The following is a 13,738-nucleotide window of genomic DNA, read 5'->3' as shown; positions in this document are numbered from 1 at the left end:
CTAATACTATCTTGGTCTTTTCTTCGGCACTGAAATTCCGAAACTGTTTCTTAGTCATTCTTACCTCTTAAGTTATTTGGTCTATTCTAACTTATTACCAAGCAAACCTAACTATTTTTTTGTTCAGTTTTTTCAGGCCATTATAATGCGGTACTCACGTATTTAAGTATACGCTACGTTCCTCGCCTTGTGAATTCCTTGCTCTTTTTGAAGTTTATCTTCGTCTACTATTCTTCGTTTCACATCAATATAATCATAATTCCCTAACCGCTTTCAGCACTAGCTTTTTATTCCTAAAGACATTAATTTTAGAAAAGATGCTGCTTTTTGATTTTTTAAAATCACGTTTATAATCTTCACCGGTGACAGCATTATAGCTAGTAATTAAAGAAGGTATAACCTCGTTATAATATATTTTATAAAGGTCATTCATAGTTTCTTTGGTTGTTAAATATCCCCATTTTACCGCTTGTTGCGGTACTCTAGCGAGTGCCTCAATACAGGCTACGGCTTCTTCAATTTCAGGGTTTTTATTTTTATACACGTCAGCTGCCGGCGATAAATTAGCTTGCATATCTTTAAACATAGCATCAATCATTAATGCCATATATTTATCGGTTTTAAATTTTTTCACAAATATTAGATTATGCTTACTGCTATAATTTAAAAGCCGAAATTTATATATAAAAATCATGAATTTTATAGCGTAAACTTTTAAGCCGCTAACTTTATTTGCATTATAAAATTTAAGCTTCGTTTCATAATCTAGCTGCTTTTTCATACCTGCTTTAAGGAGCTTATGTAGCAAATTATGACAATGTATTATATCATTTTTTCTAGCAATTCGTACTTTATCCGTAGCTTTAGTACCGGAAAAATTAGCCGAATGCCTAGTTATTTGCCTGCCCCTATCATCTCTTTTTATGTCGGCAAAATGCCCAAGTTCTTGAGCTGCGATAATCTGAAGTCGTGCCACCGCAGGCCAGCCATTGCCGTAAATCGGATAATCTTTATTGTTTTCAGCAAAAGGATTACCGCCGCATGAAACAAAAATAGCTACGTCCTTGCCGTTAGTGCTTTGCATGCCGCTATTCCCGCCGACTCGTTGCCAGCTAACCATATCCATCATGTCGCCGATATTATGCGAATAGGTGAGAAATACTTCCGTCTTATTAAGAAGAAGCCATCTTATTACGATTGGATGAGCTGACTGTACAAAAAGACGTGCCAACATTTCGGTTACTTCTTTCTTAACCGGCTGCAATTTTTGTATTTGCTTTTTTAAATTGTCGAAAATTGATTTTATTTTCTGATCTGAAGCGGAATTTCTGTATAAATTTTGAAAAAGCTTAGTAGTTTCGGGGATTAAATGCGGGCTTGTTAGTTCTTCTTTACTAACCATCAAGCTGATATTAAGAGCAGGTTCGGTAAACCTTGCAAAATTGCAGCACTCATCGGTATCTATTCGTAATTTACCGGATTTGATTAATTGCATTGCCAAATGCTCATACTCTATTTCCATGTCCTGCTTATAAATAGCAGGAACATGGTCAAGAATGTGGTATATGCTGGTCATTTTTAAAGTTTACTGGTGGTTATTATTATCTTCTACATTACCTGCTACTATTACCTCACCATTTTCATCTATTTCTAAAGGTAGGGCCACTAAGTTGAATGCAAGCTCAGGTTCATTAGATACGTGTTCCGGTTTAGGTTCTTCTTTAAATATAAGATTTACAACAAAATCTACCTTAGGGAATACTGTGTCAAAGCAATCTTTAAAAAATTTATCCGACGATTTTAACTTTATTGCATCTAATGCTTTTTGTCTACCCTCTTCATTTTTAATACATATATTAATTGCCTCTCTCCTAAAAAATAAATGAGGATAATCATTGAAAATTTTTGTAATTAGCTCCGGCTGTTTCTCGCTAAAATATTCGAGGCATACCTTATTACCATATCTAAATATTTTATATGCTAAGAATAAGATAAAACAACCTTGTTCTTCTTCAGTAAATTTATCAGCAAAATATTTTTGATCAAGAAAATCCTCAACTCCTCTTCTGACGCCGGTTGAAGAAATTGCTATTTTTTCCAAAAGTGGTTTTGAGAAATCAACTGAAAAGCGAGATATTTTTACACTTCGCAGCTGTCCGCTTTTTGCTTTCTCAGTTATTATTTCAGATTCAGGTACTTGCTTTTCCATTTGCCATAAATCATACTCTACATTGCCGGGAGTAGTTTTCATTACATTATCCCATGATTTGTATAATCCCTCTTTTGTAGTAGTTAAAATTTGATTTAACAACGATTTAGAACTTTTTAATATATCCTCTGCATTATGATACATATAACTAATCAAAGAAATAGCATCTTGAAGTGCTAGTTTTTCCATAGGATTACTATTCATTTCTTTGGCATTATTGGTATCATAACGAAAAAATTTATTTTGCATCGGCAATTTAGTCGTAAAGAAATTACTGAAATCCGTCTCATTATTTTTTTTGATTTCTACACTCCTTAAATGAGCAAAAAGTAACGCTAATTTCTGTAGATCTTGTGCTACAGGTATGGTCATATCAGATTGCTTATTAATCATTTTGCAAAATTTAGTAAGTACATCTACTAGCTTTTTTCTTCCTTAGAGTTAAACATATTATCACCGGCATCATGAAGGACTGCTATTAGAGCTGTGGCAATAGGATTTAAAAAACCGGACGCTGCTATGTCGCCAAGATAACAAACCCATTTTATAAGAGAAGAGGCGCTCACACGTTCCAAATGCCCAGCATCAGGAACTACTAGACCGCTACTTACAGCGCTAGCAGCAATACATACATTGTGCAAAGCCATATTAAAACATTTATAATATTCTTCTAATTTAGGGTTAATGACTTTCAATTCTTTAATTTGGTCGTTTATATTTGCAGTATACCCAACATTTGCAGATTGTAATATTTTTTGTATGTCTGCAATAGTTAGCTTTATTTCTGTAACATCTTGACGAAGTTCAAGTATCGAGCTTTTTAATTCATTATATTCTTGTCTCGTTACACAGTCGCTATTATTAAGTGCAATTAATTTACTTCCTCTCGATGACATCGGTGAATTATTATTAAGTTGTTTTTCTATTTGATTGCAAATTCCCTTAACCTCTTCTGCCATTTCAGCAGGATAAGGATTATTCATAAATATACTTAATGCTTTACTTAATTTATCTGCTTTATGATTTAATTTACCGGCTTTATAAATAGTGTTTCCTAATAAAAAATAAGTATCCGGAGGCATGTCCTGATATTTTGCTGCTTCAAAAAACGAATCTTCTGCTGCAAGATAAAAATTGTCTTTGCTTTCTAAATCACCCTCATCATCTCCTTTAATGTCATTAATAATTCCTTTGTAATAGTAATAGATATGTGCATAACTTTCATCTAATTGCTTAATCGAGGTAAATATCTTAAGTGCTTCTTCATAATTAGCGTCATTTAAAAGATTTATTCCCTCAGAGTATAATTGGTCTATTTTCTCTTTCATATTCAAATCTATTATAAATTAATGGTTTAAATCATATTATGGCCGCCATTGATGGAAATAGTCTCGCCTGTTATAAAACCGGCATTTTCATCAACTAAAAATGCCACGGCTCTAGCTATTTCTTCAGGCTGTCCTAGTCTTTTTTTGGGGATACTATTAACGATTTTAGCAAGCACATCTTCAGGTACTGCTCCTACCATTTCTGTTGCGATATACCCGGGAGCTATGCAGTTAACGGTGATATTTTTAGAGGCAGTTTCACGAGCGAGGGCCTTAGTAAAACCGATGATTCCGGCTTTAGCAGCAGAGTAATTAGTTTGTCCAACCTGCCCTGCTTGAGCATTAATTGAACTGATATTTACTATACGACCGTAATCTTGGTTTCGCATCTGCTCCATTACGCTACTAGACATATTAAAGCAAGAATTGAGGTTAACGTTAATGACGTCATTCCAATCTTGATGACTCATTTTATGTAGCATTTTATCTTTGGTAATACCGGCATTGTTAACAAGAATACTTACCGGTTTTTTAAACTCCTCTTCAATTTCTTTTACGGCTCTCTTACATTCTTCAAAATCTGCAACATTCCAGCGTTTAGTTTTTATGCCGTATTTTTCTTCCATTTCTTTAGCAGCATCGTAATTACTGAAAAAATTAGCAACTACCGTAAAGCCTTTATCTTTTAATTCTAGAGCAGTAGCTTTGCCTATTCCTCTCGTACCGCCTGTTACAATTGCAAGTTCTGACATTATTTCTCCTTATATACTTATATTTTGATCTTTATTAGAGTTAACCGATGGGGTTATACTGGGTTTAAGGTTTCCTATTGCTAATTTTGTTGATTTAGATTTAGGTTGCCCTTGTTCTTTATTAGCAGCAACTTGTATATTAGATTGAAGCGTTTTATATTCCTCATCTTTATACATATTCGGCAATTCCAAAGCTTTTGTTTGTTCTTCCTTTTCGTTAATAATCGTACCTTTCTTAAGTTTCTTGATTTTATTATTAGCTCCGGTTGCTTCGATCATAGATTTCAGAGCATCTTTTCTACTTTCAGGGAATCCTTGAGCTGTTTGTTGCAATGTGCCGTAACAGCCGATAGTAGCACCGCCTGCATAAACTCCTCCGGCTTGCCCGGCAGTGAGAAGTTGCTTGTCGGTATCTTGTACTTCTATCCCTAATCTAGCTGCTATAGCTGAGCTAGTTTGATCATGCTCAGCAAGACCTGTGCGATCCTTACCGCTTGCACACATGGTAAGCACTTCATGCTTTGGAACTCTTCTTAAAATCGGATCTTTAGAGTTTAAGATTTGATAGCTTAAATTATTGAGTTTTCTAGAAATGCTACTGCTTATATTTTCTTTATCCATCCCTCTAAAAAAACTACATCGGCTTTTTCTACATCTTTCCTTAAATCAGCAGAATCTGTTAATATTTTAATAGTTTCAGGAGGTAAGTTATGTGTACGCACCGCAATATCTAATAATCCTTGAAGATCGCCTTTTGGTTTATTAAGACCAAATAATCTCTCAAATTTGCCACGTGGTTTTAAATGAGTTGCAATATCAGCGAAATTACCTTCTTTTGGTAGATTATTTACAAGATCATTAAGCTGCTCTTTCACACCGTTAAGATTATTACAAGCAGCACTTAGCCTAAATATGTTAAAAGCCGTATTAGTGTTGTAGCCTCCTACATTATCCATAGCTCTTTTTGTATATGTCACAAGTATAGCATCTTGGTGAGGGAGTTTAAAATTTGCGTTACCGCTATTTAAAGTATTCGTATGGAGTACATGATCTTTGCCCATCCATTCACCAGCTTGACGTGAATTTAGATTAGTAATTTCTTGTCTAGAATTATCATCTCTTGAAAGAGAAGCAAGTGTTCCTGCATGTTTTGAGGTATGTATTATCTCAAGAGGCTTATTCTCTTCAGCCATAGCAGTAATTTTTTCAAAGGCATTTTTCATGCCGACTATTTGGCGTAACTGGGTTGAGATAACGTGATCACCGTCTTTTATTACTTCAGCATATTTATTTACCAATTGTCTTTCCCAAACTGGCATTTCAGTGAAACATTTTTTATCCGCTCTATTTTGATATTCTAGCTGTTGTTCATCAGTTATCCCCTTTAGTGCTACCTCTGCTTCAATTACCGTATGATCTTTACCTTGCTTATCTTTAATATTGGATAGAGTAACTATATTGCAATGTTCATCGTTAAAATTTTGGAAATCCTTAGCAACATTAAGTTTTTTATGTACTTCTTCGATGCCGTTTTTTTCTAAAAATACTGCTATATCATTGATGTTGTTTTTTATGTTAATAGCAATATTTTCCTGCGACTCTTTCATATTAAGTGCATTAAAGCTCACTATAAATTTCTTGGCTTCTTTTTTTAGTTGTACTTCAAGCTCCGGTTTATTTTCAATCTTAGCTATATCAATTGCTGCTCGTACAGCATTTAGGTACTGCATTTCATGACCTTCAGTACCAAGCACGCGCGGCTCTTTAGCATTTCTTGCATCACGAACTATTACACCTGTTGCTCCCTCTATTTCTACTAAAGGGCGAATTCTAGTAAGTTTTATGCCGGTTTTTTCTTCACGTAAAATTTCAAGTTTTTGTAATGCATCAGTAAAATTTCCTTCCTCCACTGCTTTGATAACTTCATCTCTATTGGTTTGCAGTGGGGGCGGTAGATGTTTGTTACCCGCTAAAAACTCATTTGTTTGACTTATAAGGAAATCTTTATCTTGGTCAAATCGCTCTTTTAATGATAGGGACATGGTAAAAACTTTGTTGTTAATGTAGACGAAGTTTAATTTTCCAAATTAAACGAATAGATCTTGTTATTTTAATTTAAAATAATTATATGGCAATAATCTATTAAAATTCTTTAATCTTAATAATTAAAATATATTATTTATATGAATATTGATAAATTTACTGCACATGCTCAATCAGTAATAACTAATAGCCAATCTTTAGCTGCCAAAAACGATCATCAGCAAATATTACCTTTGCATTTATTATGTAGTCTTTTAAGTGAAGAAACAGGTATAATTCAAACCCTTATTAATAATGCCGGCGGTAATATAAACCTATTAAAAGATCAAGCACAGGTAGAATTACATAAAGTACCGAAAGTACAAGTGGAAGGTGGAGGGCAGATTTATTTTTCTGCTGAAACTCTTAAATCCTTAGAAAAAGCAAGTAGCCTTGCAAAAGATAGTGGCGATAGTTTCGTAACAATCGAGCGTATTTTAGAAGCTTTAAGCTATGATAATACTATAGCCGGTAAAATTCTAACCGGTAACGGCATTAACGGCAAGAAGCTAGCAGTGGCTGTTTTGCAGCTCCGTAAGGGGAAAAAAGCAAATACTGAATCGGCAGAAAATAGCTATGATGCTCTAAAAAAATATGGCAGAGACGTAACAGAGCTTGCCGAAAGCGGTAAGCTTGATCCAATAATCGGGCGTGATGAAGAAATAAGAAGAACTGTGCAGGTACTATCGCGTCGTATGAAAAATAACCCTGTATTAATAGGTGAGCCTGGAGTTGGTAAGACCGCTATAATTGAAGGTCTAGCTCAAAGAATTTTTAGTAAAGACGTGCCTGAATCGCTTATTAATTGCCGTATTATCGAGCTTGATATGGGAGCATTAATAGCAGGTGCTAAATATCGAGGTGAGTTTGAGGAGCGTCTTAAAGCAGTTCTTAGCGAAATAAAAGAATCAAGTGGTGAAATTATTTTATTTATCGATGAGCTACATTTATTAGTCGGCACGGGAAAAACCGACGGTGCTATGGATGCTTCGAATTTACTAAAGCCGATGCTTGCTCGTGGTGAGCTGCACTGCATCGGTGCTACTACTTTAGACGAATATCGTAAATATATTGAGAAAGATGCAGCACTTGCTCGTCGTTTCCAGCCTGTTTACGTGAGTGAGCCGACAGTAGAAGATACAATTTCAATCCTTAGAGGTATAAAGGAAAAATACGAGCTACATCATGCTGTGCGAATTTCCGATAGTGCAATAGTTGCAGCAGCTACGCTTTCAAATCGTTATATTACCGATCGTTATTTACCTGATAAAGCTATTGATTTAATTGATGAAGCTTGCAGTCGTATGAAAATAGAATTGTCAAGTAAGCCCGAAGAGCTTGACGAATTAGATCGCCGTATTATTCAGATAAAGATTGAGCTTGCAGCACTTAAAAAGGAAAATGACGAGCATTCTAAAAAGAAAATAGAGCATTTAACCACAGAGTTGGAAAAATTAGAGTCTAAATCCTATGATATGGGAGCTAAATGGCAGGCGGAAAAGTCTAAGCTACAGCAAGCACAAAAGCTTAAAGAAGAACTGGACCGTAGCCGAAACGAACTTGAACGTGCTGAGCGTGACGCTAATCTTGCTAAAGCTAGTGAGCTAAAATACGGAATTATACCTGAGATTATGAAAAAAATTCAGGAAACCGAAAGTATGGATAATAAAGGGTTGTTAAAAGAAATTGTATCGGAAAGTGATATAGCAAGTATTATCTCTCGTATTACCGGTATTCCAATTGATACTATGCTGTCAAGTGAACGTGAGCGTCTGCTTGTGATGGAGCAGAAATTACGTGAATCGGTCATAGGACAGGATGAGGCAATTAAAGGCGTTAGCGATGCGGTTAGAAGATCGCGTGCAGGTATTCAGGATATTAACCGTCCTCTTGGTTCGTTCTTATTCTTAGGACCGACCGGTGTCGGTAAAACCGAGCTTACCAAAGCCTTAGCCGGTTTTCTTTTTGATGACCGTAATGCAATACTTCGTATAGATATGTCGGAATATATGGAGAAACACTCAATATCCCGGCTAATCGGAGCTCCTCCTGGCTATATCGGGTATGATCAAGGCGGAGTGTTAACGGAAGCGGTAAGACGTCGTCCATATCAGGTAATATTATTTGATGAAGTGGAAAAAGCACATCCCGACATATTTAATATTATGCTGCAAATACTCGATGAGGGAAGACTAACCGATAGTCAAGGTATAACGGTTGATTTTAAAAATACTATTATCGTGTTAACGTCTAATTTAGGCGCAGAAACTCTTGTTAATCAGAAAGAAGGTGAAGATACATATAAAGTAAAGGATGAAGTTATGGAATATGTAAAAGCAGTCTTCAAACCCGAGTTTCTAAATAGGCTAGACGAGATTATATTATTCCATCGCCTAAACCGTAGTAATATTCATGATATAGTTAAGATACAGCTTGAAGCTTTGCAGAAAATTTTACTAGCACAAAATATTACTCTTGAATTTGATGAATCTGCTTTAAATTATTTAGCTGAAAAAGGCTATGATCCAAGCTTTGGAGCAAGACCCTTAAAACGCCTTATCCAGCGGGAAATACAAAATAATTTAGCCAAGATGATTTTAGCCGGTGAAATAAGTAGCGGTAAAACGGTTAAAATAAGTAGAGAAAAAGAAGAGCTAAGGATAAAGATAATTGATTGATTTAAGTGTACGGCTCATATATCACTCCCGCTTACGCGGGAATGATATAAAATCGAGCCATACAACAACCCCTTTTCAGTCGCTTAGCTCATGACGAAGTTAAGCAAAATTATAGCTTATTAATATGCTTCAATTTCAGCTAAATTTACTACTTCTCCTGAAAGTTTATAATAATCACTACTAGTAGAGTTAGGAATTTGTAAGTCAAATAATAGTGCTTTTTCTCCTTGATACGGATCAACCAAGTAAGAATTTGTAATATCTGTAACTACTGGTGATAAGTAGGTTGTTGTTTCAATAAGCTTATTAATAGCATCTTGTCCGTCTTTTAATATTTTATCGACTAGTTTTTTATCTTTATAAAAAGTATTTACGGCACCTATTATGGTTGTTGATATCTCATATATAATAACACCGTTTTTAATTATATTGGTTATATTAGAGTCTAATTTTGCTGTTTTAGAAAAAATTAAAGAAATAACAGTAGGATATTTATTAAATACATTAGGTAATTCTAAAAAATTATTTACAGCTGAATAGGCAGAATTTGTTGCTTCTGAAAAGCAATTATATGCTTTGTATATGTTTTCATAATTATTATTGCTCATAAACTTACCCTTTTTTTATATACGTAATTGCCACAAAACATGGTAATTACGTACCATACCACTAAATTAAGAAGTGTCAATATTAAAAAATTATATAGTAAATTGACTTGAACTCAGGACGTCGTTAATTTACTATATTTCTTCTAAACTCCACCTAGCTTTTGGACAGAAGTTTAAAGGTGTAAATAATCCTTTGTTATAACGCTCTAGTCCTGCATATGCAATCATTGCAGCATTATCGGTGCATAAGTGGATAGGTGGGTAGATAAGATGATAACCATGCGTCTTAGTACTATTACTTAATACTTCTTGTAAATATTTATTGGCAGCAACGCCGCCAGCAATTACTACAGTGTCATTTAAAAAGCTTGATCCAAGCGAATTTTGCGGGTATAGCCTGTGCTCACGTACTTTTGTACGCCTAGCTAGCCTATTCTTAAATTCATCTTGTCTAAAGCTTTTTAAATTTAGCTGTGTAGTATAATCTATATTCTCGTAATAATCATTTACAACTCGTTCATATGCTCTAATAGCATCCTGTATCTTACTACTTAGAATTTCTCCTATGGTAAATTGAAAACTTGCCGCTATATCATTGACTACAGTATCATTAATTTCCTTTAAATTCATTATTAAAGTACGTACGGCAGTTTTAAGTCCTGAAAAAGACATATTGCAGTTACCGCTGTTAATTATAGGTTTTGGAAATTTATATTTATGAGAATTACCAAGTTTTGCTCTTTTCTCAATTTCAGGTCCTCCGGGAAAAGCTAAATTTAGCATTTTTGCTACCTTGTCAAAAGCTTCACCTACGGCATCATCTATAGTAGAGCCTAGTATTTTATATTTTCCAAGCTCTAGGACTGCTACAAATTGACAATGCCCACCTGAGGCTAGCAAGAGTAAATAAGGATAAGGGATATTATCGGTTAATCTTGCGGTTAAGGCATGACCTTCTAAATGATTAATTGCAATAAAGGGTTTTTTTAAAGCACTGCTTAGCGACCTTGCAAACATTGAGCCAACTATAACACCACCGATTAAACCTGGACCGGAAGTTGCGGCAATTGCACTAATTTCCGTTAATTTGATATCGCTTTCTTTTAAAACATTTTTTAATGCTTTATCTAGATTCGATAAATGAGAACGTGCAGCAATTTCAGGCACTACTCCCTGAAAAGCTGCGTGTTCTGCATTTTGTGAAATGATTATATTAGATAAGATTTCTCGATTTTCGGTGATTATAGAAACAGCTGTATCATCACAGCTTGATTCTATACCTAAAATTTTTGTCATTAAAATTGAAACTAATTAGAGACGTTGTTAAGTAAAAAATGATAGTTTGCGTAATTGCGAGGAAATTGCATAGCAGTTGACGAAGCAGTCCAGTAAAAAATTCTGATTTACAGAATTTTTTTAATTATTTTCTGGATTGCCGCGTCGCCTACGGCTCCTCGCAATGACAATATTTATCTTTATTTAATAATGCCTAATTAGATACCTTTGAGGTATTTAATTGATTATACAGCTTATAAATAGATTGTTCAGCATCAATAATTTTTTTATTAACTATCTTTAGTAATTTTTCCGAAGGTTTTTCTGTTATTTGCGTTGCAGAACTTACTTGCTCCGCTAAATTTTTAAGCGATTCTTGTATTTCTACAAAAGATTTTTTAAATTGTTCTTTAATTGTAATAGATGATTCTTCAAGCTCTTTAATTTTTAAGCATAAATTTTCTAGAAGCTGATCTATTTTAGTTTGCATTAAGCTCAATTTTTGCTTTTGTTTTCCACTAAGATAGCTTAAAGTTTCTTGCATTTTTGCCTGTATACGTACTTTTGTAGTACGTTCGAGTTCTGAAGCTAAACCGATTTTACTCATTAAAAATATTATCCATTTGTGAACGTCAAAATGATACCACTTTGCACCGTTACGATAATCTGAAGGAAAAGCATGATGATAATTGTGCCAGTTTTCACCTAGTAAGAATAATGCCATCCACCAAATATCTCCGGCAGTGCCTTTGTAATATTTTTTACTGCCGGCAAAGTGGCATAAAGAATTAACACAGAATGTTGCTTGCTGTTGCAGGAATCTACCGAGTCCCATAAATAAAAATCCTGCATATGCTGATTGTATAGTGCCACCGACTAAATAACCGATAAATAAAGGTACGGCAATATTCATAAAAGTTGCTATTTGCCAATAATATTTTAGCTGCCATTTTAATAAATTGTTTTTCCCGTGCTTAGCCCAAGTAATGCGATCAATAGATTTATAGCTACCGCTTCCGACTAACATCCATCCTACATGGGACCACATAAAACCTAAAAATTTATTGTCAAATTTTAATGGAGTATGCGGATCTTGATCTTGATCCGTATATCTATGATGTTTATAATGATTCGACGCCCAAGATAAAGCCGGTCCCTGTAATGTTCCTGCAGATAACATAACTAAAACAAACTCGGCACATTTATTTATTTTATAGGCATTATGAGACCATAACCTATGTAAACCAATCCCAACGGTAATATTATTAATATAATAACTAGCAATTATAAAAATAATTTCAGTTAGCCCTATTCCATAATCAAACGAATATTTAACTATAAGAGATATAATAAAAATAGGATAAAATATTAAAGCAAATAAAGCAGGCTTATTTAGTTTACTTAACATAAAATTTACAGTTTTTAGTTATAAAATATATAAATCGGCAACGAATAAAATCTAATTATATTTATAGTATAGATAAATATAATTAATGGATATTAACATACTTAACGCATAAATACAAAGAAAATTTTGACAACAAAATTCTAGGTTTTGTGAAGGAGAATTAAAATTATTTATATTGTTAGATATTTTTTAGCGAAAATTAATAAAATTTTTGCGGTAATAGTCGTTCCTATTTCAAAAAAATTTTATGATTTACAGCAAAAAATAGCAAAAATAGATTAATTTAATTCTCTTTCACAGAGCCTAATCATTATCCTTATTTAAACAATAACCGATAAAACGAACGGTTTTAATAATTAAATTGTCTTTTCCTAAGGCCTCTCTAATCCTATTTATATGAACATCTATAAGACGCTCATTAAAGGTCTCTTCACTTTCCCATAAATATTTTATTATTTCTTGACGCGAAAATACTTCATTTGGAAACTGAAAAAAAAGTCGTAAAATTTTAAACTCAGTAGGACCTAGACGAATATTCAGTCCGTCTTTGTATACTTTTTCAGTATTTAAATCAATATTTATATTCTTAAATTTAATAATATTATCTTGTAAAACTGATTTAGAACGCCTCAATAAAGTCTTTAAAGTATCTACTATTTGTTCCGATAAGAAAGGCTTATAAAAAAATAGCACGTTATCGTCTATTTCTGTTAAATTTAATTGCTTGTTTGATAATAAAAAAATTATGGGCGTTTTAGAAAATTTATTAATTTTTCTAACGTTATTTATTGTTATTAAAGGATTTTCTTGTAATTCTGCACTAATAATCATGATAGCAAGCGGTTGACTAAAAAAATAAGTTAATGCTTTTTCTAGAGTTGAAGCCCTAATTATATTAAAGCCTGTTCTCTCTATATCATTACTTAAAGAAATATTAACACTTTTTTTTATTTTTTTCTTCTATAATTAAAACTTCAGGTAATAGCTTATCAAACACTGAATTAATCTCCATTAATATTTAGTAAATAATTAAAAACTTTTGTAATAATTTTCTAATTTATTAGGGGTTATAGCAAACTTTTTATAAAAAGAAACAAAGAAATAATAATTTTTTAAAGATAATACTTGAATTTAATAGTTTTAGTTGCTATAAATAGCTTTATTTTAAAGTTTGTTTGTTGGAGAACCTATATATTATGAGCTTTTATGAATCAGTTTTTATTATACGCCAAGACGTATCATTAAACGATATAGATAAAATCGTTGATGATTTTGCTAAAATTATTAAAGATAATAACGGCACTATCATAAAAAAAGAATATTGGGGGTTAAGAACTTTAGCTTACAAAATCGGTAATAACAAAAAAGGACATTATTATTTTCTAGGTCTGGACATTG

11 protein-coding genes and 1 pseudogene are annotated in these 13,738 nt (G+C 33.3%); 2 read left to right on the top strand and 10 right to left on the bottom strand.

Annotated features, from left to right (window positions below; genetic code table 11):
• Positions 1-253 precede the first annotated feature (253 nt).
• The 6 genes and pseudogenes from AC1Z7D_RS02895 to AC1Z7D_RS02870 all read right to left on the bottom strand — a co-directional run bounded on the left by AC1Z7D_RS02895 (position 254) and on the right by AC1Z7D_RS02870 (position 6,331).
• On the bottom strand, positions 254-1,576 hold the full coding sequence (locus AC1Z7D_RS02895) for a DUF2748 family protein (RefSeq protein WP_482601796.1): 1,323 nt from the start codon (positions 1,574-1,576) through the stop codon (positions 254-256).
• Positions 1,577-1,585: 9 nt separating this feature from the next.
• Positions 1,586-2,121 (bottom strand): annotated as a pseudogene (locus AC1Z7D_RS02890) (hypothetical protein).
• Positions 2,122-2,628: 507 nt separating this feature from the next.
• Complete coding sequence (locus tag AC1Z7D_RS02885; RefSeq protein ID WP_482601794.1) at positions 2,629-3,537, bottom strand: tetratricopeptide repeat protein; 909 nt, start codon at positions 3,535-3,537, stop codon at positions 2,629-2,631.
• A gap of 26 nt (positions 3,538-3,563) precedes the next feature.
• The gene (locus tag AC1Z7D_RS02880; RefSeq protein WP_482601792.1) at positions 3,564-4,289 is read right to left on the bottom strand and encodes an SDR family oxidoreductase; all 726 of its coding nucleotides are present in this window, start codon (positions 4,287-4,289) and stop codon (positions 3,564-3,566) included.
• 9 nt (positions 4,290-4,298) lie between these two features.
• Positions 4,299-4,910: a hypothetical protein gene (locus AC1Z7D_RS02875; RefSeq protein WP_482601790.1), complete on the bottom strand. Its 612-nt coding sequence runs from the start codon at positions 4,908-4,910 to the stop codon at positions 4,299-4,301.
• Positions 4,892-6,331: a hypothetical protein gene (locus AC1Z7D_RS02870; RefSeq protein WP_482601788.1), complete on the bottom strand. Its 1,440-nt coding sequence runs from the start codon at positions 6,329-6,331 to the stop codon at positions 4,892-4,894. The genes AC1Z7D_RS02875 and AC1Z7D_RS02870 overlap by 19 nt, the downstream gene beginning before the upstream one ends.
• Before the next feature lie 141 nt (positions 6,332-6,472).
• Between AC1Z7D_RS02870 and clpB the strand changes: the two genes are divergently transcribed.
• Complete coding sequence (gene clpB, locus AC1Z7D_RS02865; protein ID WP_482601786.1) at positions 6,473-9,049, top strand: ATP-dependent chaperone ClpB; 2,577 nt, start codon at positions 6,473-6,475, stop codon at positions 9,047-9,049.
• Between the two features lie 119 nt (positions 9,050-9,168).
• Here the strand turns inward: clpB and AC1Z7D_RS02860 are convergent, their stop codons facing one another.
• The 4 genes from AC1Z7D_RS02860 to AC1Z7D_RS02845 all read right to left on the bottom strand — a co-directional run bounded on the left by AC1Z7D_RS02860 (position 9,169) and on the right by AC1Z7D_RS02845 (position 13,171).
• Complete coding sequence (locus AC1Z7D_RS02860) at positions 9,169-9,657, bottom strand: DUF5424 family protein (RefSeq protein ID WP_482601784.1); 489 nt, start codon at positions 9,655-9,657, stop codon at positions 9,169-9,171.
• Positions 9,658-9,789: 132 nt separating this feature from the next.
• Positions 9,790-10,953 (bottom strand): tRNA (adenosine(37)-N6)-threonylcarbamoyltransferase complex transferase subunit TsaD, encoded by a 1,164-nt coding sequence (gene tsaD, locus AC1Z7D_RS02855; protein ID WP_482601782.1) that lies wholly within the window; start codon positions 10,951-10,953, stop codon positions 9,790-9,792.
• Between the two features lie 193 nt (positions 10,954-11,146).
• Positions 11,147-12,340: a fatty acid desaturase gene (locus tag AC1Z7D_RS02850; RefSeq protein WP_482601780.1), complete on the bottom strand. Its 1,194-nt coding sequence runs from the start codon at positions 12,338-12,340 to the stop codon at positions 11,147-11,149.
• Positions 12,341-12,643: 303 nt separating this feature from the next.
• Positions 12,644-13,171, bottom strand: coding sequence for a winged helix-turn-helix domain-containing protein (locus AC1Z7D_RS02845; protein WP_482601778.1), 528 nt, complete (start codon positions 13,169-13,171; stop codon positions 12,644-12,646).
• Between the two features lie 365 nt (positions 13,172-13,536).
• On the opposite strand from AC1Z7D_RS02845, the gene rpsF reads away from it, so the two are divergent.
• Positions 13,537-13,738, top strand: a 202-nt coding sequence (rpsF, locus tag AC1Z7D_RS02840) for a 30S ribosomal protein S6 (protein WP_482601776.1), incomplete at its 3' end; no start/stop codon positions are given.

Source organism: Rickettsia sp. (assembly GCF_965035265.1).
Note: the sequence above shows the minus strand (reverse complement) of the source record. Positions and strands in the feature narration are given on the sequence as shown.

What these genes read in the sequence shown, in the direction of transcription:
- AC1Z7D_RS02885 (WP_482601794.1), bottom strand. Translation starts at nt 3,537, where the DNA reads ATGAAAGAGAAAATAGACCAATTATACTCTGAGGGAATAAATCTTTTA.
- AC1Z7D_RS02875 (WP_482601790.1), bottom strand. Translation starts at nt 4,910, where the DNA reads ATGGATAAAGAAAATATAAGCAGTAGCATTTCTAGAAAACTCAATAAT.
- AC1Z7D_RS02860 (WP_482601784.1), bottom strand. Translation starts at nt 9,657, where the DNA reads ATGAGCAATAATAATTATGAAAACATATACAAAGCATATAATTGCTTT.
- tsaD (WP_482601782.1), bottom strand. Translation starts at nt 10,953, where the DNA reads ATGACAAAAATTTTAGGTATAGAATCAAGCTGTGATGATACAGCTGTT.
- AC1Z7D_RS02850 (WP_482601780.1), bottom strand. Translation starts at nt 12,340, where the DNA reads ATGTTAAGTAAACTAAATAAGCCTGCTTTATTTGCTTTAATATTTTAT.
- AC1Z7D_RS02870 (WP_482601788.1), bottom strand. Translation starts at nt 6,331, where the DNA reads ATGTCCCTATCATTAAAAGAGCGATTTGACCAAGATAAAGATTTCCTT.
- clpB (WP_482601786.1), top strand. Translation starts at nt 6,473, where the DNA reads ATGAATATTGATAAATTTACTGCACATGCTCAATCAGTAATAACTAAT.
- AC1Z7D_RS02845 (WP_482601778.1), bottom strand. Translation starts at nt 13,171, where the DNA reads ATGATTATTAGTGCAGAATTACAAGAAAATCCTTTAATAACAATAAAT.
- AC1Z7D_RS02895 (WP_482601796.1), bottom strand. Translation starts at nt 1,576, where the DNA reads ATGACCAGCATATACCACATTCTTGACCATGTTCCTGCTATTTATAAG.
- AC1Z7D_RS02880 (WP_482601792.1), bottom strand. Translation starts at nt 4,289, where the DNA reads ATGTCAGAACTTGCAATTGTAACAGGCGGTACGAGAGGAATAGGCAAA.